We start from the raw sequence: 20,334 nt of genomic DNA, 5'->3' as shown, positions 1-20,334 counted from the left end.
GGAAACTTATATCATGTCCGACTAATTAGTTATTTAACCTACAACACTGACAGAGAAAACAAAGTCATTTGCTGTGAGTCTAGTTGATGTAATTCCTAGCAATGAAACTAACTCGCTATTTCCGATTTTCACGATAGTATCATTACCCTGTTGCAATAGTGTCAGGGCACTAAACTGAGTAACACCAATACCGCCCAGTCCGATTTTATCAATGCCAACTGTAAAATCAGTCACAATGTTCTTGCTAGTTGGCAGATTGGCGTTAGCAATCCAGAATTGGTCAGCGCCAGTACCACCAGTGATCCTATTACTACCTCCTTGACCAGCAAATAGCACATCATCACCATCGCCACCAAACAGGGAGTCATTGACATTAGACAAGAGTCTGTCATCTCCAGAACCACCGTAGAGACGGTTATTGCTACCGTTACTCGTGAGGGTGTCGTTACCTGAGCCACCGAATAATGATTGACAAGAACCTTCAATTACTGTGAGATTATCATCACCTGTCGCCCCAAACAAATTATTACTACCACTGGGTTCTACCACAGTAATAACATCATCACCACTGCCACCATCGGCACTGGTATTTTGAACCGAGCCATTTTGACCAATAAATATGCGATCGCTACCATCTTCCCCGGAAACTGAAGAATCACTCCCTGCAAGCACAGTGTCATCACCGTTTCCAGCTAGGATTGTGTTACCTTGAGTACCCTCTACAAAGTCTGCTCCGTCACCTGCACTAAAGAATTGTCTTGGCTCAAGATTGACAGTATCGCTATTGCTAGAACCAAAACCGTTCGGAAAAGTAGGTTGTATAGTTGTCAGGTTATTGGGTAATTCGAGAATGCCAAGTTTTTCAGCAGCCGTATTACCTGTAATGTTGAAATCGTTGTCGTTAATCAAGGCTAGAGTATTGGGTGCCACCAATGCTAGACCTTCTAATTTTTCCACCCCGGTGTAACCCAACTGAGCAGCATTAGCAATTAAACTCTTGCTGACAGGGTTAATATTGGCAGTAGCTAACTCCGCAGGGGTCAGTTGTTCAATTGTCTTACCAACTGGCAAGGTGAAGTTAGCAGGGTTGTTAATGTTAGTCGCCCCAGCTAAATCAATTTGGTAAATTAGTTTATTGCCAGCAGATGTACCATTGTCATCTCGCTCAACTACTGCAAATTTGCCGTTACCCAAAGAAACTGCATCGCCAATCTTATCGGTTCCTGGTAGACCTTCTAGACGATATAAATACTCTCCTGTTACCTGCTTGCTGACAATATCAAACTCCAGAATTCGTAAGTTGAGAGAAGCTTTAGAAGTCGCATCATTGGCGACATCTGGATTATCGATCGCACTCTGAATAAAGGCATATAATTTATTACCTTGCAGTGCTATAGCTTCAAATCCTCGGTTATTGCGACGTTGGGCATAAACTGCTGGCAATACCTCAGTACCAAAAGTTGCTGCTGGTTGATCTGGGTTGGGTGCAGTGGCAGTTCCTTGAGGGATAAAGCGGTCAATTAGCTTACCATTAACATCAAAGTGGTAAATGGACGGACGATACTCATCTACCAGCCAGTAATCACCATTTTCTGCAACTACAATTCCCTCTAAGTCAGCGCCCAAAGGATCGTTAGCTAGAACCTTGTTGTCTAAGTCAACGGCAATTTCATCTGTGTAGGCTAAACTGTTTCCTACACCTTGCAGGTTAGGTAGTCCCGTTAATGGGGTCGTTCCATCTTGGCGAAATAGTTCTGTTCTGTTGGTAATGCTGATTTCACCTGTGGTGCGGTTGAGTTCAAAGCTAACTATTTCTGGCTGGAAATTGGGTAATAAAAATGGTCTGTTTACACCATTAGAATCTCCATTGGGGCCACGGTCTGTGTTGGTGACAAATTTCAGGTTGCCATTTGCTGCAAACCCTTGGAAATACAACCCAGAAAAACCACCCAAGAAAATATCTTGATTTTCAGAGGTTGTGCCTAGTTTGGGTAAGTTTTCAAATTCATAGATAGTCAGTTTGGGTTGGGCGGTAGGATTGCGAGGATTGTAACTAGTAGTGTCGATATTTAAAGAATTGGGGAAAGAATTGGCAATATTTTCCCAAGGCACCAGCTTAAAGTTAGAACTGACGTTTTCGCCATCAATGGTCTTGGCAGGTTCATTGGAGCCGTCTTGGGTGACAAATAAACCAAATGGGAAGTTAGACCCCAGTGGCACGTTAATGACATCAGCACCATCTGACTCTTGCACGCTATCAATTGACCCATTGTTACCAATGGCAAAGTTACCCACGTATTCGTTGTTACCTTCACGAGTGTAGGCTACAAAGGTGCTATCGCCTTGGCTGGATGCTAGCAAGTAGCCTGTGCCGTTTTTGCCGTAGTAGATGGTTAACCCTTCAGCATCATCGGTGAGGTGAGAACCACCCTCAAAACGAACGTGATCAATCAGCTTACCTGTTGTGCTACCGTCCGGTTCTGCCTGGAATTTCCAAATGCCCACATCTTCTTGGGCTATGTAGAGAAAACCGGTTTCTTGGTCAACCACCATACCCTCTGTTTGGGAAGAACGCCCTGCTGCCGTGGGCGAGGGAATGGTGAACTCCCGCACCAGTTCAGATCCAATTTTGCCATTACCTTTGTCAATCAATTTGAACTGAGCTATATCTCCAGTTTGTCGGCGACTGGTAAAGACATAGTAATCATTAGTTATGGGGCTACGGTATAATGTAAGTCCGTAAGAACTGCGAGTTGATGCGGAATAGGGAGGTTCAAAAGGTGATGCTTGGAAGATAGTACCAATGTTGCTATCAGTGATATCTTCCAAGTATTGTCCGGGGGTGTTGGGGTTAATTTTGAAGATTGCTAGTTTATCATTGCCGCGATCGCTAGCTACGGCAATATCAACAGATTGCTCGCCTAATTTAAAACCGTATTGCAGGTCAATGTTATTGTAGCGAATACCACCAGGATTAACTGTTTGCAACAAATTACCAGACAAGTCATAAACCCGCAGTCCAGCATTTTTCACTGAAGTTAGTACTAAACTATCAGCAGAATTTGTGGCGTTCACATAAATAGCAGGATCATCAGCATCAGCACGTTGATCCACTGGTAGGGTTTCATCGTCCAATAAATCGGGACGAGTTTCAACTGTGGGTGCAGCAGTTGGAACTAAGTCTGCATTCAAAGCGAGGATTTGGGTAAATTGGCTTTGGTTGAAGTTGTTATCACTTACCAGCACAATCGACTGGCTACCATCTGCTAGTTTGGGGCCAAAGGTAATACCCTCAATGTTATCTGTACCGTTAGGCAGGTTTAAGTTATTTAAATTCAACAGCAGACGTTTTTGAGCGGGTTTGATAGTAGCTAGTTGTTCAGTACTCAGATTGTTGAGAGAATCATAGAAACTAATATCAGTTGCACCTTGCAAAGAAACTTCGTAGATTTTGATCGTGTTGCCTACACCTTGAGCAAAGGAGCGTTCCAACGCTAGGACAGTGCCACGATTATCGATCGCTAATAAATCTGCCAAACCATTGTCAGCTAAACCTGTGCTAGGGTTGGGCGATTCGGGTATTGCATCAGTAATATAGAGGTATTCTTTTTCTGGCTGTCCACTAACCAGATTGTATTGCAGAATCCGGGAACGGCTGCCACTGGTGAGCGAAGCCTTTAATCCATCTTGGGACAGCGCGTTTTCAGTGGCGGTGAATAAGGTTTTCTCATCGGGTGTAATGGTGAGGCTTTCAAAGGCTAAGTTATTATAAACGCCTGATATCTGCGTATCACTTGCATCGATAATACCGTTGCTATTGGTATCTTCTACTACTGGCAAAAACTTTCTGGGAACAAATAGTGAGCGTACTTCTTGCCCTGTGGTCAGCGAAAACTCTTTAATAAAGGGATTGCTAACGCGACCAGCACCAGGGTTTACTTCGCCCTCGGAAGAGATGAAGACTGTACCTTTGTTGCTAAAAGCAATACCTTCTGGGTCAAGGCTGTTGGTTGCAAAAAAATTGCCATTGGTATCTTTCAGGGTGGTAACATTAGTAAAATTCACCCCAGAATCGGTGGCAGTAAAGGTATAAAAGCGGGCAGGGGCAACTTGGGAGCGATCGTCTGAGATTGCATAGTAGCGGTTGTTAACTGCATCGTAGGTGACACCAGATAGTCCCCCTAGTAGAGTCGGTGTTCCATTCACAGTTCCCGCCGCGCCAGCAGGAATAAAGCCAGTAACAAAGGTAGTTTGTCCCACAAATCTTATATTGGGAATGGTTTTACCTGGTTCCGTTGCTCCGGTTTGCACATCTGCGAACACCAAGCGATGGTCAGAACTGGGGAAAGGAAAAGTACCTACCAAGGGAAACGTTGAATCAGTATTCAGCGGCCAAAATACTCCTGAGTTGGCAATTGTCAGGTCAGCGGAGGGTAGCACGTAGTCAGTCCGCAGGTTTCCGGGAGTATTATCAGCAAAGTCTGCGGTGTCAAAGCTAGGATTACCATTTTGGCTAGCGTTTGCACCACCCTGCAAATCTGCTTGTTGGCGCGCACCCGGACTGGTAGGGATGACATTAGTATTGATATTGGGATTTTGCAATAGTTGGCGAATAGCGCTGTCAAAACTATCACCATCCAAAGGATCTGCATTTTGGTCGCCGACAATCACAAAGCTTGATCCAGCATCAATCCCGCCTATTTTACCCTCGTCATCATAAATGTAATTAGCATTACCAGGGGTTATGTAGTCTGCCCAAAAACGGATCTCGTCGTGGTTACGCTTACCGTTGCGGTCTTCCGCCCCATCAAAGGTTGGGGGCGTGGGGTGGCTGGCGAGGATGTGAATTGTCTTGCCGTTTACCTGGATGGGTACATCCCAGTGACTTTTAGAAGAAAGGCGTAAAACTGCCAATTCCTCCTCAGAATACCAATCATTTGGCTGTGGTGTTGTTGGCTCGTCAGGAAGCAAAGCATTGGGCATATCCTTCCAAAGGAAATTTTGGAAGGTGCGGATGTTGGCAGTGTCGATGGGATATTTGGACAGCAGCAACATCCCGTATTGACCAGGGAAATTTCCGAATCCGAAAGTGTCATCGCCATATCCAGCTGCACCTGGGGTTGTAACTGCTGTGCCATTGTTGTTTAAGTCAAACCCAGAGGCAATACCTGTATTAGAAGGAGCAATGTAGAAATAAGGGTAGTCAACGGGAGTTGTACCATTTTGGCTGACGGCTAGGTAATTTTGCCGGAATAGTTGAACTGCCTCCGGCGAATAGTCAAACTCGTTAATTAGCAACACATCCGGGTTATTACGCTGGATGATTTCTGCAACTGCCTTTGCTTGAGCATTGTCAGGAGTAGACAAATCACTAACTAACTGACCTTCAGCGTTCCGATTTAGGGAAGCATTGAACTGGGAAAAGCGAATTGTATTAGTAGTTACCATGTTTAATTGTGAGATAGATTCTAGAAATTGGGAATGGTCGTTTCTGCGTGAGATCAAGTCCGGTCGAATACTTATCATTAGGGCTAACGCGGGGACGCAGAGGTTTTTTTGATAAACAATCGCTTAAAAAGCTGATGTTAAGTAATAATTTGCAAACATAATAAAGTCACATTGACAATTTGCAATATCACTATCAAAACAAGTATTTTTTGGTTAATAAAGCTACGGATTTTACTAGTATTAATCTATATTCCAATACAGTTCAGTTAAGAAAAATTGTAGGTTGGGTTAAGCAAAGCGCAACCCAACAAAGCTCAGGAAATGTTGGATTTCGTTCCTCAAACGCCACTTGCTTCTCCCAAGGGGAGACGCTGCGCGAACAAGTCGGGAAACCGCAAGGGCGCAGTGGCTCCCCAACCTACACAGTTTAAAATTTTTGGCGCTAACCCAAGCGTATTAATCTATATTTGACAACCTCAAGTTATCTCAACAACGTTAAGAAACTGCTAGCAAAAGGTTAAAAGAACAAATATTTGGTATTGAGTTGCCTTCAGAATATACAGCTGGATTTAGATCCCCGACTTCTCGAAGAAGTCCGGGGGGCAAGAATTTTACGCCCATAAAAAAAGGCGGACAAGATGCCCGCCCCACAATAAGTAGTTGGATATTTTTTCTTTGAAAGTCATTTTGTATTAAAAACCACTCTTACTTACCGGAATTTACCAGGGTTTAGACGAACACTGTTAGGTTGAGACTGACGACGAATTGCTGCTGCACTGCGCAAATTGTTTCCAGTACCGCCATCTTGACGATCGAGGAAAGGTTTCAGATTAATCCCACTTCTAGATGAACTAACCCGATTATTGCCACCGCCTAGAAGTGTGCGTCCTAAATTATATAATTCGTTGCCTCCACTACTGCGATCGCCATAAGTGTTAACGGCTATTGTTTGTTGTCCGCTGTCAGCAGTAGTCAAGTTCTGAAAAATGCTATTGCGGATAACAACAGGATCTTTTCCAGGGGGGACTGTCAGCACAATTCTACAGGTTGAATTAGCATCAGTTGTGACGCAGACAGTATTTTCGTTATTTTCTACGGCTGTCTGAAGTTCTTGTAAGCCATCTGGGCGATAAAGTTCTAAACGACTAGCAATTGCTGTACAACGTCTTTGTGCGTCCCAACCCCCACCTAAAGCCGCAGGCGCTGCCCAAGCAAAGAATTGTCCTGGTTGACTTTGTGGCTGATACATGACAGTGTACTGTCCATTATAAGTTTGACAGGTAAACCGAGTTGTACCATCAGCTGAGGGTGAAGGTGGTACACCTGTCGATGTGTCTATTGGGACTGGTGCTGATGTGCCGTCTGATGGTACTGTTGGTACTACTACACCATCGCCAGTAGAATCATATTGCGCCATTGCTGCCGAATTCCCCAGACACAAAGATAAGCCAAGACTGCCCAAAGATATCAACCGCAGCATTTGTGATGACATAAATCATCCTCCAGGATAAATTAAGTAGGGAATTGATAGTTTAAGTAGACGAATAATTCTGGCTTTTGATTCAGCAAAAACTTATTTTTTTCTCTCGTGCTTTTTTCTCTGCAAGTAGCTTTTTCACCCGTGCTTGAATTTCTGTATGACGCTCCACTCTTTGTAGATGTAACGGTTGTAGCACTTATTTGCTTAAACTGAATCACTCAAATACTTGAAAATTTTATTTGTATATGCTAAGGCAAATTATTTGGATCAATACCTTGAGATTGTAAATAGGCAATTAGCCGTTCTTTTTGCTGACGTTCCTGTTCAATTTGTTCCACAGCCCAAAGTAACAAATTACCTCCCTCATCCCACCAGCGCAACCAATAACCAGTTCTGGCTTCTTTTGTTCCTTGCCAAGTTCCTAAAAATAAACCTATTGAATCAATCCAATGGCGACCATTTTCATCAGGTTGCTTTAACTCATAGCGCCTGTTTTCGAGTTGGTAAAATTCCAACAAACCACCATTTGGGTCAAAAATTACGTAAATTGGGACTTGAAGAATCTGCTCGTAAAAAAACCATTTTCCTGGTGGATAGGTTCGTTTAAAAGAGTATTCTCCACCCTCAGTGTCAGAGAGAAATTCCATCACAATTGCTGGAATATCTCCATCTAAATTGGGTGTATAGCTTTTGCGTTCTCCTAAAACCTGATTTACTGATGGCACATAAATCCAGTCGGGTGCTTTAGCAACAAATTGTCCGTTTACCGTCGCACAAAGTCCAAAATTTGAGGCTATTAATATCTGCGGTTGGATGAAACCACTTATCTCAAGGCTTTCGCGCAAAGCACCAGCCAATAGTGGCTGACCTGTATTTTCCACTGGTTCATCCTCTAAGTGAAAATCTGCGGGCAATGTTTCCCAAGATATTACCAGTTCTGTTGAAGATTTAGCTTCACCGAGTTGGGTTGTCATAAACACCCCCTTTTATTGATTTGTCTTTATTTTATGGCTGACCAGTGGTTTGTTGCTGACGGGGCGACAAAAAAAGCTAGGCATACAGATAAAATAACGCCCTTGGTGTCTCACCTTCTCCCAAAGGGAGAGGCTAACGCCTTTCCTTCTCTACGAGACGCTGCGCGAACGGAACGCTACGCGAATGTGGAGCGTCTCGTAGAGAAGGGAGAAGACTCGCTAACGCACTTGTTTGACAATATAATACACTCACCGTTTGGGATGGATAAAACACAAAAAACCCCGGCTAATTTAGCCGAGGTAAAGTCGAGAAGTGAGAATGACGATGAGATACAGCGATAGCGAAATCAAAAAATCTTAACTAACGCTAAAACCAACCAAAACTAAAGCGGTGACGATTAAAGTTGCAAAAAGACTCTGTAAAACATATTTACGTTGTTCCCAAATTGCTGGGTACTCAGCGTAATACATCTTGGGTTCTGCTGCGTAGTTGTTGAGAATGCCTTCTTCATTAGTGGTGATGTACATAGTTTTTTCTTTTCTTTGTTTTGTTATCTTATGTAACTAAATATAACATTTTTGTTACATATTGTTAATAAGACTTGACAAAAAAAGACTTATGGTAAATATAAATCTGACTTATCAGCATACCACTGCCGTTTAAGATACGTAAAACACAAAAAACCTCGGCGAAACTAACCGAGGTAACAGAGAGAAGTATGAATGACGATGAGATACAGCGATACTGAAATCAAAAAATCTTAGCTAACACTAAAACCAACCAATACTAAAGCGGTAACGATTAAAGTTGCAAAAAGACTCTGTAAAACGTATTTACGTTGTTCCCAAATTGCTGGGTACTCAGCGTAGTAGATTTGGGGTTCTGCTGCGTAGTTGTTGAGAATGCCGTCTTCATTAGTGGTGGTATGCATAGTTTTTTCTTCATTTGTTTAATTATGTAAATAAATTTAATACTTTTGTTACAACTTGTCAACATGACTTGACAAAAAAGACTGATGGTAGATATAAAGCTAACTTATCTGCGATCGCAGATGCTGAGGAAGCGGTTCTAGGCAATAAAAGCAGCTTGTATATAGCCCTCTTTTACCACTCTAGACAGAGGAAAAATAGCGATCGCATCATAATGACAGGTAATACAACATAATGAAAATCACGAATTTTCAGACTATTTATATCGCACAAACCTCTGAACCATCGCCATCCCCAATTCTAAAACGGGAACCGGGAGGAGTAAACCTGCTAGGTGCGAGTTGGGTTCCTTTCTGACAAACCATAGTCTGGTTAGTATTTTGGGTTTTTATAATCAGATATATTAATAAAAATTTTAGCGAACAAATTAGTAGCTTATTCAATGTTTTTATCACAAGAATCCAAGATGGTTCTCCAGTTAAATTCGGAAACTTTATGGAGCTAGATGCTCCACTAGCTATCAAAAATGCACAGGTAAGGACTGCAACTTCAGAAGGTGTGAGTGGTATAACTGTTCCTGAAGATATTAATGAAAAAGTTTTGAATTATCAGAAACTCTTGTAGAGTGTTTCTGAGAGTGTTTATCTAATTCATATATCTGAAGTGATTGTACCCAAAACTTTAAAAAACGTGGACTTTATCGGGTTAAGGTTTGGTTAGAGGCTGATTCAGAAGTTGATTTTAATAATTGTGTTCGCGTTACCTATCGCTTACATGACTCTTTTAAAAAGCAAATTATTGCTACTGAGTCACATAATAATCAGTTTGAACTGTGGCTAAATATTTGGGGAGAGTTCACGGTAATTGCCTATGTTGAACGAAAAAACCAAGAAGCGTTATGGCTGACTCGCTATCTCGATCTACCAGGACGTCCACCAGAGTAGTTTTTTGAAATAGAACGAAGTAACATATTCTACTAATATTGGAGAATTTATTTTTTATGATTCTCTAAATATCTAACCCAACTACCATTAAATCAGGCGGATGTTCAACATTAAACTGATAATATATCTCTCGCCGCTCTTGGGGTGGAAGAGTTAACAGCCATTCTAAAATTCCCATTTCACCAAGTTGAATTTGTGGGTTGCTGCGACTGAGGCGTACTTTAATTTGCTCGTTGCGGCTAACTGGCAATTGTTCAGTTAGTTTCAGATTTACTTCTTTGTCGAGTAAGTTAGTAATTATCAACCGATAACTATAAGTAATCCGGCGCTGGTTGCTAATTAATCTTTTATCTACCAGGCGTTCAACTAAGTCGCGCTCAATTTTTAAACCTTCGTCAATTCCTAAGTTCAGTTTGAATTCTTGCCCTGGTGCAATATTTTCTAACCCAGTAGTGCCGACAAAAACGTTGTCCCGGAAAATATTCGCTTTACCTGGTAACAAAGTTGCACCGTTGGGATTATTTTTTACATTAGCTTGTAGATAAGCAAAGCTTACCAAGCGCGGCATTGCTACATAATCGAAGCTACAAGGATAATCATCGTTGAAAATCGTAGTTTTATGGGGTGCGCCATCACTGGGAATATTACCACCACCATTCAATTTAAAGGTAACTACACTCCCTTCTTTAGATACTTCTGCTGTAACAGTTTCTGCCGGGATGAGACTATCCTCTGCAACTTCATCTTCTTCTTGCCAATCTGCTCTGGCAGCAGAAGCAGGTGGCTCTGCTATGCTAGGCAGTAGTGGTGGCTGGGCAGCTAGCCGAGATCGTCGTTCTCGCACTCTATGGGGACGTGGGGTATCAATATACCAGGGTTCAAGTTTGGGTGGAAGTGTACCTAATCCCGGTTTAGCAGTAGAAAGGGTAAGATTTGCACCAATCCAATCTTCGCCAGTGCTTTGGGTGATTTCTGCAAGGTAACTCAGATGTACAATATCGCTGGTAGTGCTAAAGCGTAAGTCATAAAGCGGATTCCAGCTAGCGCGATTTACTATGTAAGACACCTCTAATTCAAATTCACCTTCACCCGCGACTTCAACGGCTACAACTAAGCTAAAACTTTCTTTAGAATGGGGTGTTTGGATTATTTGCAATGAGGTGTAGAGTGCTTGCAGTTGTTTATCTAATTCCTGCTGTTGGGTTTTACACTCTCCAGATGCGATCGCATATTCACTATACTGGCTTCCGAGAAAGTTGAGGAAATCCAATGTTTCGCTGAGGCTGAGATTTTTTCGAGACAAACTCTGTGAAAAGGGTTCTTCTGTTTTTTCACGTAAGCCAGCGATAAAACTAGATTGCAATGCTAAAGCATCCACCTGGGCTTGCAGGTGGCGTTTTTCTACCTCTAATTGCTGAATTTGCCTTGTCAAATGTGCTACTCGTTCCGCTACAGGTTCAGTAGTGTAGATGCGATCGCTACTAACTCCCACCAAGCGCACCCCTACCGTACCTGTACCGCTAACCCGAACAGACTCAGTTTCTAGAGTCATTGGCACTGGGGTAATTACTAATTCCTGTTCAATTCCTGTTAAATCAACTACACCCCGCCGTGTAACCAATGCTCTGTCAGAATACACGGTAACAGCTACAATCTCGCTTTGTACTGTTTTGTGCCAAGACGGTATTTCCGGGTTAACCACTGCCAGTTTTCCCCCATTTTTAATAATTCTGCTGGTTAATTGTCAATGTTTCCCGGTCTAACAGTCAACCCCTTTAGCTAATTCGTAATTCGTAATGACGCTCTCTACAAGACGCTAAAAGCGAACGCGGACTCGCTAACGTAATTCGTAATTACAAATTACGAATTATCTTACCCGTGAATTGGTTCAAGCGTGCTAGAAGCAGGATCAGCATTTTGCTCGACGAAATTCTTCGCCGCACCTAGTAGATACTCATAATAGGCACGAGCGACGATAGACAGCTGTTTGCCAGATGGGTAAACCATGTACCAATGTCGCTGAATTGGGAAGTGTTGTACATCTAAAATGCTAAACTCTGAAGTGTCTGACAGTAAGGTATGACGAGATAAAACAGAAATACCTAAACCACCTGCAATCGCTTGTTTAATTGCTTCGTTACTTCCCAATTCTAGCTTGACTTTTACCGTCACCCCTTCTTCTTCAAATAGCTTTTGGACGGCGCGACGAGTTCCTGAACCTGGTTCCCGCATAATAAAAGGTTCGTTAGACAGGTGTTGTATAGGAATATTTTTTTCTTTGGATAAAGGATGATTAGCTGGTGCAAAGACTATCAAAGGATTTTCTAGAAATGGTTCACAAGTCACATCTATATTGTCTGGAATTTGACTCATAATGTATAAGTCATCTAGATTCTGACTCATCCGTTCCAAAATTTGTTCGTGATTTGTTACTTGCAGCGAGATATCAATTCCTGGATAAAGTTCGCAAAATGGCCCTAACAAACGTGGGATAAAATATTTTGCTGTTGTAATCACTGCCAAACGTAATTGTCCCTGTTTTAGCCCTTTTAAATCTGCTACCTTCATTTCATACTGGGCTATATTGTGAAAAATCTGCCGACAAGTAGTAAATAATTCCCGTCCTGCCTCTGTCAGATACAATCGCTTCCCCACTTGCTCAAATAATGGCAAACCTACCGATTTTGTTAGTTGCTTGATCTGCATAGAAACAGTAGGTTGGGTGAGAAACAATTCCTCAGCAGCACGAGTAAAGCTACTGTGCCGTGCCGCCGCCTCGAATACCTTTAACTGGTGCAGCGTCGCTTGGTTCAAAGGTGATTCTCCTGTATATAGCGATTATATAGATATAAAACTAGTATTGCTGAACACTGGCAAATGATATAGTGATGCTCACAGAAAGTTACGAGTTTCATTCATAGATAAAACTCTATTATTCATATTGAAATAAAGGTATTTTATTTATGGATTGAAGAAGCTATTATTCAGAATAGCTAAAGCGTAAGATGCCTTCCATCTAAACGATGAATGATGATAGATGATTTTTCAAAATTCATCTATCATCATTCATCATTCCATAATTCTTCTTGAACTTTTGTAGGTAGCTTGGTTAAGTCTGGTAATCTTAGTACCTCGATTTCCGCAACTTGTTCTTTAATATTCACTGGCAAGTTTAACGGCTCGCGTTCTTCTATCCAGCAGCTTGCTAATGGCAAGGTTAACTCCATTTCATCCAGCGGTCGGGGAATTACCATCACTGCATTCAATTCCCCAATGCGTTCTGCTTCAAACATTCCTGCTTCCACTGCTACTGCCACATTTGCTACAGAACCACGAATAATTGCTGTACACAAACCCCCACCAATTTTCTCATAAGCTGCTAAATGAACATCAGCAGCTTTGAGCATGGCATCACACGCTCCGACCATCGCGGGAAATCCTCGCGTTTCTACCAAACCAATTGCTTGGTTACTCAGACGGCTGGAATTGCCCTCTTGCATTAATTTAGTGAAACGAGTTGTGATGGGAAGCACTATATCTAGGTTGGGATAAGGTCGGGGAATTACCAAACTAGAAACCAACTGACCAAACTGTTCAGCCGTTTGCACACCTGATTCTACCGCCAGACGCACATCAGCAATTCCACCCCGGATGATTGCAGTACAATGACCCCCACCAATTTTTTCATAGCCAACGAGGTGAACTCCTGCTGATTTCAACATCATATCCGCCGTCCCCACGATCGCCGGAAAGCTGCGGGTAGAAACTAAACCCAAAGCAGTATCCTGATAGGTTTCTTGATTACTCGCTCCCTGGATAGTGCGAATAGGACGTTGATTATATGTTTCCATGATGAATTCTCCAAAATACGGAAAAAGCCGACAACTTACAATTAACACTTACTCAGACTAATCGTCAGAGTTTGGGTCGCTCAAGGATTGTCTATGAGGAAACAATGTAGTCAACAGTCTGCTTATGCTCCCTTGTCCATAAATTTGAGTCCCAAAACCGTTAGGCGATTCTGCAGCGGGCTGACTGGGGTCTAAGTTATGTTCTGTAGACGGTTGGGCGGCTGACTCCAAGCTGGAGTCAACATCATTGGTCGGTTCCTCCACGGGAGGAGACTGACTTTCGGGAGTGGCGGGAGATTTAAAGTAAGAAATCGACTTGTTTTGTTTGAAATCTACAAAAGCCGAAGCTGAGAAGTTAGTTGAGGAAATTTCCTTTTCCTTAACTCCACCTGAGCCATTTTCCCCTTCCTTCGGTGGTGGTGTATTTGTAGATGGTTCTAGCTGCTTTGTTTGAGCAATCTGCCGACTGGTGTCTCCTAAAATTGAACCAGGTGGTACTACTTGTCCAGGTTCAACCGAATAGTTAAAAACTGTAGTCGCAGAACCAATACAAGCATTTGCGCCAATTTTGCCCTTGCCAATCATCAAAAAACCTGCTCCCAGGTTTGCACCTGCTTCTACCTCTAGGGTGCCTTCATGGACTTGGAGAATTGCTCCCATGCCAATACAGACCCCTGGCCCAATGACGATCTTGCTGTTTATAGCCGCTTGGAGGATCACCCCAGGTGCAAGTACCGCGCTTGGATGAATAGTTACCTCACCACTAATGTAAGTATCAAAGTTATTGCTGAGGCGCAGTAGCGGCACAGACATGGAAATTTTAACCTCGGAAGCCGGATGTAATTCTGAGTGCTGTTAGCTTTCTTCGGGGCGTTTAGCCCGTACTGAGTGCTGAGTGCTGAGTAATTAGTATTTTCCAAAATCTGAGTTTACAGTTGGTGTGACTGGTGTCTTTAAAGTGTTAACTTCAGCACTCAGCACTTTTAACTCAGCACTGCTATGGTCGTTGAATGATCGTTTCTAATACGCGACGCTTGGCTTTGGGGTCAACACCAATTAAGCGCACATATTCCCCTTGGTATTCGCCGAGTTGTGCTTCTACGGCTGCGATCGCTTCTCTTTCTGAGGAGGCTTGAATTTGACCTGTACTAGTCCAGGAACCTGTACGGAAGCGGCGCTGATCTACGTGTTCAATGCTAATTTTTGAGCCACTAGCCAATAATTGCCGGAGTTGGTCTACTACTTCAGAACTCAAGTGGGTACTGGTAGCTGTTGCTGTAGTAGTAGTAGTAGAGTATGCACTGCTAGTAAATGATTTCTGACTGCCAGATGAGGCTACTTGATCGTTTGGACGCTGGATAATGGTTTCTAATACCCGCCGTTTGGCTTTGGGGTCAATACCAATTAAGCGTACATATTCCCCTTGGTATTCGCCGAGTTGTGCTTCTACGGCTGCGATCGCTTCTCTTTCTGAGGAGGCTTGAATTTGACCTGTACTAGTCCAGGAACCTGTACGGAAGCGGCGCTCATCCACGTGTTCAAGGCTAATTTTAGACCCGCCAGCCAATAAGTGCCGGAGTTGGTCTACTACTTCAGAACTCAAGCGGTTACTGCTAGCTGTTCCCGTACCAGAGGGTGCTGCACTAGTAGTAAATGATTTCTGACCACCAGAGGAACCTACTTGACCATTTGGACGTTGGATAATGGTCTCTAATACCCGCCGTTTAGCTTTGGTATCAATGCCGATTAAACGCACATACTCGCCTTGATGGCTTGCTATACATTCTTCCAAGGCGGAGATTACTTGATTTGTGGAAGTTGCTTCAATTGGCTTGCAACTAGTCCAGGAACCAGTGCGGAAACGACGCTCATCTACGTGTTCCATGCCAATTTTATAACCACCTGCCAATAGTTGGCGGATTTGCTCTAAAGTTTCGCCACTGACTTTGCCACTGCTAGAACCGTTACCATTACCATTACTGCTGCTGTAGCTGCTGTAACTGCTATTGCCACGACTAGCCGGCGCTTTAAAGCTGGTAGCTGGTTTTACATCATCATCCGGACGTTGGATGATGTTTTCTAGCACACGCCGTCTACCTTTGTCAATGCCAAACAGTCGGACATACTCGCCGCTATGCTCTTGTAGACAGCTTTCTAATGCTGCGATCGCTTCACCGAGCGATCTTGTTTCGATTGGTTGGCAACTAGTCCAAGAACCCGTGCGGAAACGTCTTTGGTCTACATGTTCCGTACCAATTTTATACCCTTGCCCCAATAGATACCGCAACTGATCTATTGTTTCTCCACCCAAGCTATTGCTCGACACTTCACTACTCCTTTCCAACTCTAAAACAGTAATACCATTACCTGTATAAGATTTAGCATTCTCATCCCGGATGGGTGCTATACATTTAGTATCCGCAGCACAGAGATAACCAGCTCGTAATGCCTGATTAATCCCAACCACATGATGAGCAAATTCTTTATCCTGATCTTGCACATCTGGCAAACGGTCAGCTTGCTGCTGGCTGGTAATTATTGCTCCCGAAGGTACATACTTACCAGAGGGAATCTCTACGTCTTGAATCAAAGCGTGCATCATTACGATGCAACCTGCACCCACCCTGGCATTAAACACCGTAGAGCGAAAGCCAATGAAGGAATTATCACCTACATAAGCTGGCCCGTGAATTAGAGCCATGTGGGTAATGCAAGCGTTTTTACCAATCCATACTGAGTATTTATTTTGGTCATCGCCAATTACTCGGCCTTGCTCCAACCCATGAATGACAACACCATCTTGAATATTGGTGTTTTCACCCAGATAAAAAGGTGTGCCTTCATCCGCTCTAATCGTAGTCCCCGGAGCAACGATTACATTTGCACCTATTCGTACATCTCCAATTACATTGGAGAATGAATGTACAAAGGCAGTTTCATGGACTTTGGGTTCAGCTAAATTCCTTGACCACGGGGTTGGGGGTGCCGCCGTGCTGCGGACTGCCATCGCGAGATTCCTCCTGTATTGTCATTTGTCAGTTGTCATTTATCAGTTGTCATTTGTCATTTGTCGAGAGCTAATGACTAATGACTAATGACCAATGACTAAATGACCAATGACTACCGATATTGATCTTTTTTGCTGTAAATGAGGCGATCTTCAACGTGAATGGTATCTATGATCGCCACCACTACTGCATCTAATGGACGTTGTTCATTTCCAAGGACTTGACGAGCAGCACTGCCACGACTGACAAGTACCCACTCATCTACTCCTGCTCCCACGCTATCTGCTGCTACCTCATATTGTGGCAGGATGTTTCCGTCTTCATCCACTAATTGTAACAACAGTAGTTTTACACCTCTAAGACTTGGATCTTTTTGGGTGCTAACTACTGTGCCGCGAACTTTGGCAACTTGCATTACAAATTACGGTCTTCTACCAAAAGGACGAATTGCATTCACATTTTCCCGGAATTGCTCTACGTCTTCGGTATAACGAATTGGAAGGACGTATTCCAAATTTTCGTGAGGACGAGCAATGATATGAGTAGACAGCACTTGCCCACCATTGACTCGCTTTACAGATTCAACTCCTGCAGCCACAGAAGCTTGCACTTCCGAAACGTCACCCCGAACAATTACCGTCACCCGACCACTACCGATTTTTTCATAACCTACCAGAGTGACGCGGGCAGCTTTCACCATTGCATCAGCAGCTTCCACCACTGCTGGAAAGCCTAGCGTTTCAACCATTCCCACTGCAATTGACATTAGTTTTAATCCCTATTTCAAAGTTTTTAGTCTTGGACAAAAGTCATGCTCTTTTCAGGCAAAGAGCGTTAATTACTTTGTTTAAACAGCTTTTAAGTACGGAATTGTTCGACCGCTTCTGTGTAACGTATCGGCAAGACGTATTCCAGGTTTTCGTGAGGACGAGCAATGATGTGAGTGGATAACACTTCACCACCAAAGACTCTTTTTGCCGCTTCAACTCCAGCTGCTACAGAAGCTTGCACTTCCGATACATCTCCCCTAACTATCACGGTGACGCGAGCGCTACCAATTTTTTCGTACCCTACTAAGGTGACACGGGCGGCTTTCACCATCGCATCAGCAGCTTCCACCACTGCTGGAAAGCCCTTCGTTTCAATCATTCCAACTGCAATTGGCATCGCAGAACTCCTACAAAATTAATGCAATCTGTACTGTCGTTTGAATTTTTTGACGGGGAGAGCCTGATCTTATAGCTAAGAAAACACTTCCAATTTAAGCATAGGAAAGCTTGGCGTTCCTGGCAATATAAATTACTATAATAGTTTATGATAAGAAAGTTTTAAAAAACTTAACATAAATTTATATAGGCTTTTGATCAATTAAAGTTTACTAATTCCTTGAGCAGGCACTTATGCTTTATAATTTCTTTATCACATTTACAAAACGACATTCATAACCAAGGCTAATCCTATCTGATGAGCGGTAAGCAGCGGCTGTATGTTTTGCTGTATCTATCTTTCCTCAAATATTCCTAAGTGTACAAGGACTAGGTGAAACATATATAATTTTTTCAAATATATCGTATAAATTACTCTGGTCAAAGTAGAAATACAAATGTAAAAAGGTCGGTGATGTTAAGGCAAGTAAATGCTTTTGCTTATGTAAAGTTATATTTTACTTATAATTAATAGGGTAACTTTAAGTAAAAGTACTTCTGGAAGTTTAGTTAAAATAATAGTAAAAAAACATCGATATTTTGATAAATTAATTTTATTAAATAAAAATTGGTTTGAATTTTTTTAAAATCAAGGCTGAGTCATCAAGGGAAATTTAAATGGATCAATTTCTATTTTCAACAAGTTGGTTTGTGCCTTTGTATAGCTTATTGGGCGCAATTTTGACATTGCCGTGGGGAATAGGAATAATTCGGCGAACAGGGCCAAGACCTGCGGCATACTTGAACTTGTTGACGACCGTTTTAGCTTTTGTCCATAGCCTGTTTGTATTTAAAAATATCTGGGATAGAGAACCAGAAAACTTACTAATCAATTGGTTCAAAGCAGCAGATTTAGACTTATCTTTTTCCTTAGAACTGTCCCCAGTCAGCATTGGGGCAACAGTTTTAATTACAGGGTTAAGCTTACTGGCACAAGTTTACGCTCTGGGTTACATGGAAAAGGACTGGTCGTTGGCGCGTTTTTTTGGGCTACTGGGATTTTTTGAAGCAGCGCTATGTGGTCTAGCAATCAGTGATTCTTTGTTTCTCAGCTATGCGCTTTTGGAAGTATTGACGCTTTCGACTTACTTGCTGGTGGGGTTCTGGTATGCTCAACCACTAGTAGTAACGGCGGCGCGGGATGCTTTTTGGACTAAACGGGTAGGAGACTTGTTGCTGCTGATGGCTGTAGTGACACTTTCTACCTTAGCCGGGAGTTTGAACTTTTCGGATTTATATGAGTGGGCGCAAACAGCTAATTTAAGTCCAATAACATCGACATTACTAGGGTTGGCATTAATTGCTGGGCCTGCTGGGAAATGTGCCCAATTTCCACTGCACCTGTGGTTAGATGAGGCAATGGAAGGGCCCAATCCCGCCTCGGTAATGCGGAACTCTCTGGTAGTAGCTGGTGGTGCTTATTTACTGTATAGATTTCAACCATTATTAGCGCTATCGCCAGTTGCCTTGAATGCCTTGGTAGTCATGGGTACGGTGACAGCGATTGGGGCGACATTAGTCTCCATCGCTCAAATTGACATTAAGCGATCGCTATCTCATTCTACCAGTGCATACATGGGGTTAGTGTTTTTGGCGGTGGGGTTACAGCAAGGGGGCGTAGCCTTGATATTGCTGTTAGCTCATGCGATCGCCAAAGCATTATTATTTATGAGTTCAGGTTCAGTCATCTTGACTACCCAAAGCCAGGACTTAACAGAAATGGGCGGTTTGTGGTCACGAATGCCAGCTACCACCACGGCCTTTGTGGTCGGTTCAGCCGGGATGGTAACACTGCTACCACTAGGAAGTTTCTGGGCAATGTTAGCATGGGCTGACGGTTTCGTGAATATTAGCCCTTGGGTAATTGGGGTTTTAATATTAGTCAATGGTTTGACAGCATTGAATTTGACGAGAGTATTTAGATTAGTCTTCTGGGGGAAACCGCAACAAAAGACCCGTCGCACCCCAGAAGTTGGTTGGCAGATGGCCTTACCAATGGTGTTTCTCACAGTGCTGACTCTGCTTCTACCTCTAATGCTACAGCAATGGTACTTACTACCAGATTGGGAAAGTATTAATTGGTATGTGGCCTTAGCCTTGTTTAGTTCTACCGTAGTGGGGGTAGGTATAGGGTGTACAGTTTATCTGCACAAAGCTTGGTCCAGATCCAGAATCTTGGCGTGGAGATTTCTGCAAGACCTGTTAGGTTATGATTTTTATATTGACCGAGTTTATTATGTAACCGTGGTAAGTGTAGTAGGACTGCTATCTAAAATTTCTGCTTGGAGCGATCGCTACTTGGTTGACGGTTTAGTAAACTTGGTTGGGTTTGCGACCATTCTCGGCGGACAAACTTTAAAGTACAGCATTTCTGGGCAATCTCAGGGCTATATGTTGACCATCCTAGCAGTTGTCAGCGTCCTGGGTTTTTTCATCAGTTGGTCATTGGGTTTACTAGATAAATTGCCTTTTTAAAGGAGTTAGAAGTACAGAC

The 20,334-nt window shown here is 42.9% G+C and carries 17 protein-coding genes and 3 pseudogenes; 6 read left to right on the top strand and 14 right to left on the bottom strand.

What is annotated here, in order from left to right; all coding sequences use genetic code 11:
* Positions 1-33: 33 nt before the first annotated feature.
* The 3 genes from V7K60_RS28620 to V7K60_RS28610 all read right to left on the bottom strand — a co-directional run bounded on the left by V7K60_RS28620 (position 34) and on the right by V7K60_RS28610 (position 7,902).
* Entirely contained in the window at positions 34-5,448 is a 5,415-nt protein-coding gene (locus V7K60_RS28620; protein WP_334930643.1) for a phytase, read from the bottom strand.
* A 709-nt stretch (positions 5,449-6,157) separates the two neighbouring features.
* A complete protein-coding gene (locus tag V7K60_RS28615) occupies positions 6,158-6,940 on the bottom strand; it encodes a COP23 domain-containing protein (protein WP_334930641.1) in 783 nt (260 codons plus the stop codon).
* Positions 6,941-7,176: 236 nt separating this feature from the next.
* On the bottom strand, positions 7,177-7,902 hold the full coding sequence (locus V7K60_RS28610) for a Uma2 family endonuclease (RefSeq protein ID WP_334930639.1): 726 nt from the start codon (positions 7,900-7,902) through the stop codon (positions 7,177-7,179).
* Positions 7,903-7,935: 33 nt separating this feature from the next.
* Here V7K60_RS28610 and V7K60_RS28605 point away from each other — a divergent pair, with 33 nt between their 5' ends.
* A complete protein-coding gene (locus V7K60_RS28605) occupies positions 7,936-8,244 on the top strand; it encodes a hypothetical protein (protein WP_334930638.1) in 309 nt (102 codons plus the stop codon).
* A gap of 15 nt (positions 8,245-8,259) precedes the next feature.
* Here V7K60_RS28605 and psb34 (V7K60_RS28600) read toward each other — a convergent pair whose 3' ends face one another.
* Both psb34 (V7K60_RS28600) and psb34 (V7K60_RS28595) read right to left on the bottom strand, forming a co-directional pair.
* Entirely contained in the window at positions 8,260-8,430 is a 171-nt protein-coding gene (gene psb34 / locus V7K60_RS28600; RefSeq protein ID WP_334930636.1) for a photosystem II assembly protein Psb34, read from the bottom strand.
* Positions 8,431-8,663: 233 nt separating this feature from the next.
* Complete coding sequence (psb34, locus tag V7K60_RS28595; RefSeq protein WP_334930634.1) at positions 8,664-8,834, bottom strand: photosystem II assembly protein Psb34; 171 nt, start codon at positions 8,832-8,834, stop codon at positions 8,664-8,666.
* A gap of 68 nt (positions 8,835-8,902) precedes the next feature.
* Between psb34 (V7K60_RS28595) and V7K60_RS28590 the strand changes: the two genes are divergently transcribed.
* The 4 genes and pseudogenes from V7K60_RS28590 to V7K60_RS35445 form a co-directional block, all read left to right on the top strand.
* Positions 8,903-9,067 (top strand): hypothetical protein, encoded by a 165-nt coding sequence (locus V7K60_RS28590; RefSeq protein ID WP_334930632.1) that lies wholly within the window; start codon positions 8,903-8,905, stop codon positions 9,065-9,067.
* Positions 9,067-9,189: a hypothetical protein gene (locus V7K60_RS28585; protein ID WP_334930631.1), complete on the top strand. Its 123-nt coding sequence runs from the start codon at positions 9,067-9,069 to the stop codon at positions 9,187-9,189. Before V7K60_RS28590 ends, V7K60_RS28585 begins: the two co-directional genes overlap by 1 nt.
* 138 nt (positions 9,190-9,327) lie before the next feature.
* Positions 9,328-9,456, top strand: coding sequence for a hypothetical protein (locus tag V7K60_RS28580; protein ID WP_334930629.1), 129 nt, complete (start codon positions 9,328-9,330; stop codon positions 9,454-9,456).
* A gap of 86 nt (positions 9,457-9,542) precedes the next feature.
* A pseudogene (locus V7K60_RS35445) lies at positions 9,543-9,776 on the top strand (pYEATS domain-containing protein); the annotation flags it as partial.
* Positions 9,777-9,840: 64 nt separating this feature from the next.
* On the opposite strand, the gene V7K60_RS28575 reads toward V7K60_RS35445, so the two are convergent.
* From V7K60_RS28575 to V7K60_RS28540, 9 genes and pseudogenes are all read right to left on the bottom strand, one after another.
* Entirely contained in the window at positions 9,841-11,478 is a 1,638-nt protein-coding gene (locus tag V7K60_RS28575) for a mucoidy inhibitor MuiA family protein (RefSeq protein WP_334930627.1), read from the bottom strand.
* Between the two features lie 170 nt (positions 11,479-11,648).
* On the bottom strand, positions 11,649-12,590 hold the full coding sequence (locus V7K60_RS28570) for a LysR family transcriptional regulator (RefSeq protein ID WP_334930625.1): 942 nt from the start codon (positions 12,588-12,590) through the stop codon (positions 11,649-11,651).
* 248 nt (positions 12,591-12,838) lie between these two features.
* The gene (locus V7K60_RS28565; protein ID WP_334930623.1) at positions 12,839-13,627 is read right to left on the bottom strand and encodes a BMC domain-containing protein; all 789 of its coding nucleotides are present in this window, start codon (positions 13,625-13,627) and stop codon (positions 12,839-12,841) included.
* A gap of 57 nt (positions 13,628-13,684) precedes the next feature.
* On the bottom strand, positions 13,685-14,440 hold the full coding sequence (locus tag V7K60_RS28560) for a transferase (protein ID WP_334930621.1): 756 nt from the start codon (positions 14,438-14,440) through the stop codon (positions 13,685-13,687).
* Between the two features lie 184 nt (positions 14,441-14,624).
* Positions 14,625-14,879: pseudogene (locus V7K60_RS35440) on the bottom strand (ribulose bisphosphate carboxylase small subunit); the annotation flags it as partial.
* Positions 14,880-14,975: 96 nt separating this feature from the next.
* Positions 14,976-16,634, bottom strand: a pseudogene (locus V7K60_RS28555) (ribulose bisphosphate carboxylase small subunit); the annotation flags it as partial.
* Positions 16,635-16,747: 113 nt separating this feature from the next.
* Positions 16,748-17,050 carry a EutN/CcmL family microcompartment protein gene (locus tag V7K60_RS28550; RefSeq protein WP_229460483.1) on the bottom strand — a complete coding sequence of 101 codons (303 nt, stop codon included), beginning with the start codon at positions 17,048-17,050 and terminating at the stop codon, positions 16,748-16,750.
* Positions 17,051-17,056: 6 nt separating this feature from the next.
* Positions 17,057-17,401 (bottom strand): carbon dioxide-concentrating mechanism protein CcmK, encoded by a 345-nt coding sequence (locus V7K60_RS28545; RefSeq protein WP_010995041.1) that lies wholly within the window; start codon positions 17,399-17,401, stop codon positions 17,057-17,059.
* Positions 17,402-17,493: 92 nt separating this feature from the next.
* Complete coding sequence (locus V7K60_RS28540) at positions 17,494-17,802, bottom strand: carbon dioxide-concentrating mechanism protein CcmK (RefSeq protein WP_012410633.1); 309 nt, start codon at positions 17,800-17,802, stop codon at positions 17,494-17,496.
* A gap of 656 nt (positions 17,803-18,458) precedes the next feature.
* On the opposite strand from V7K60_RS28540, the gene V7K60_RS28535 reads away from it, so the two are divergent.
* Positions 18,459-20,315, top strand: coding sequence for an NAD(P)H-quinone oxidoreductase subunit F (locus V7K60_RS28535; RefSeq protein WP_334930617.1), 1,857 nt, complete (start codon positions 18,459-18,461; stop codon positions 20,313-20,315).
* Positions 20,316-20,334: the final 19 nt, after the last annotated feature.

It is taken from the genome of Nostoc sp., from assembly GCF_036917555.1.
GTDB lineage: Bacteria > Cyanobacteriota > Cyanobacteriia > Cyanobacteriales > Nostocaceae > Nostoc.
This window is presented reverse-complemented; position numbering and strand designations above follow the sequence as displayed.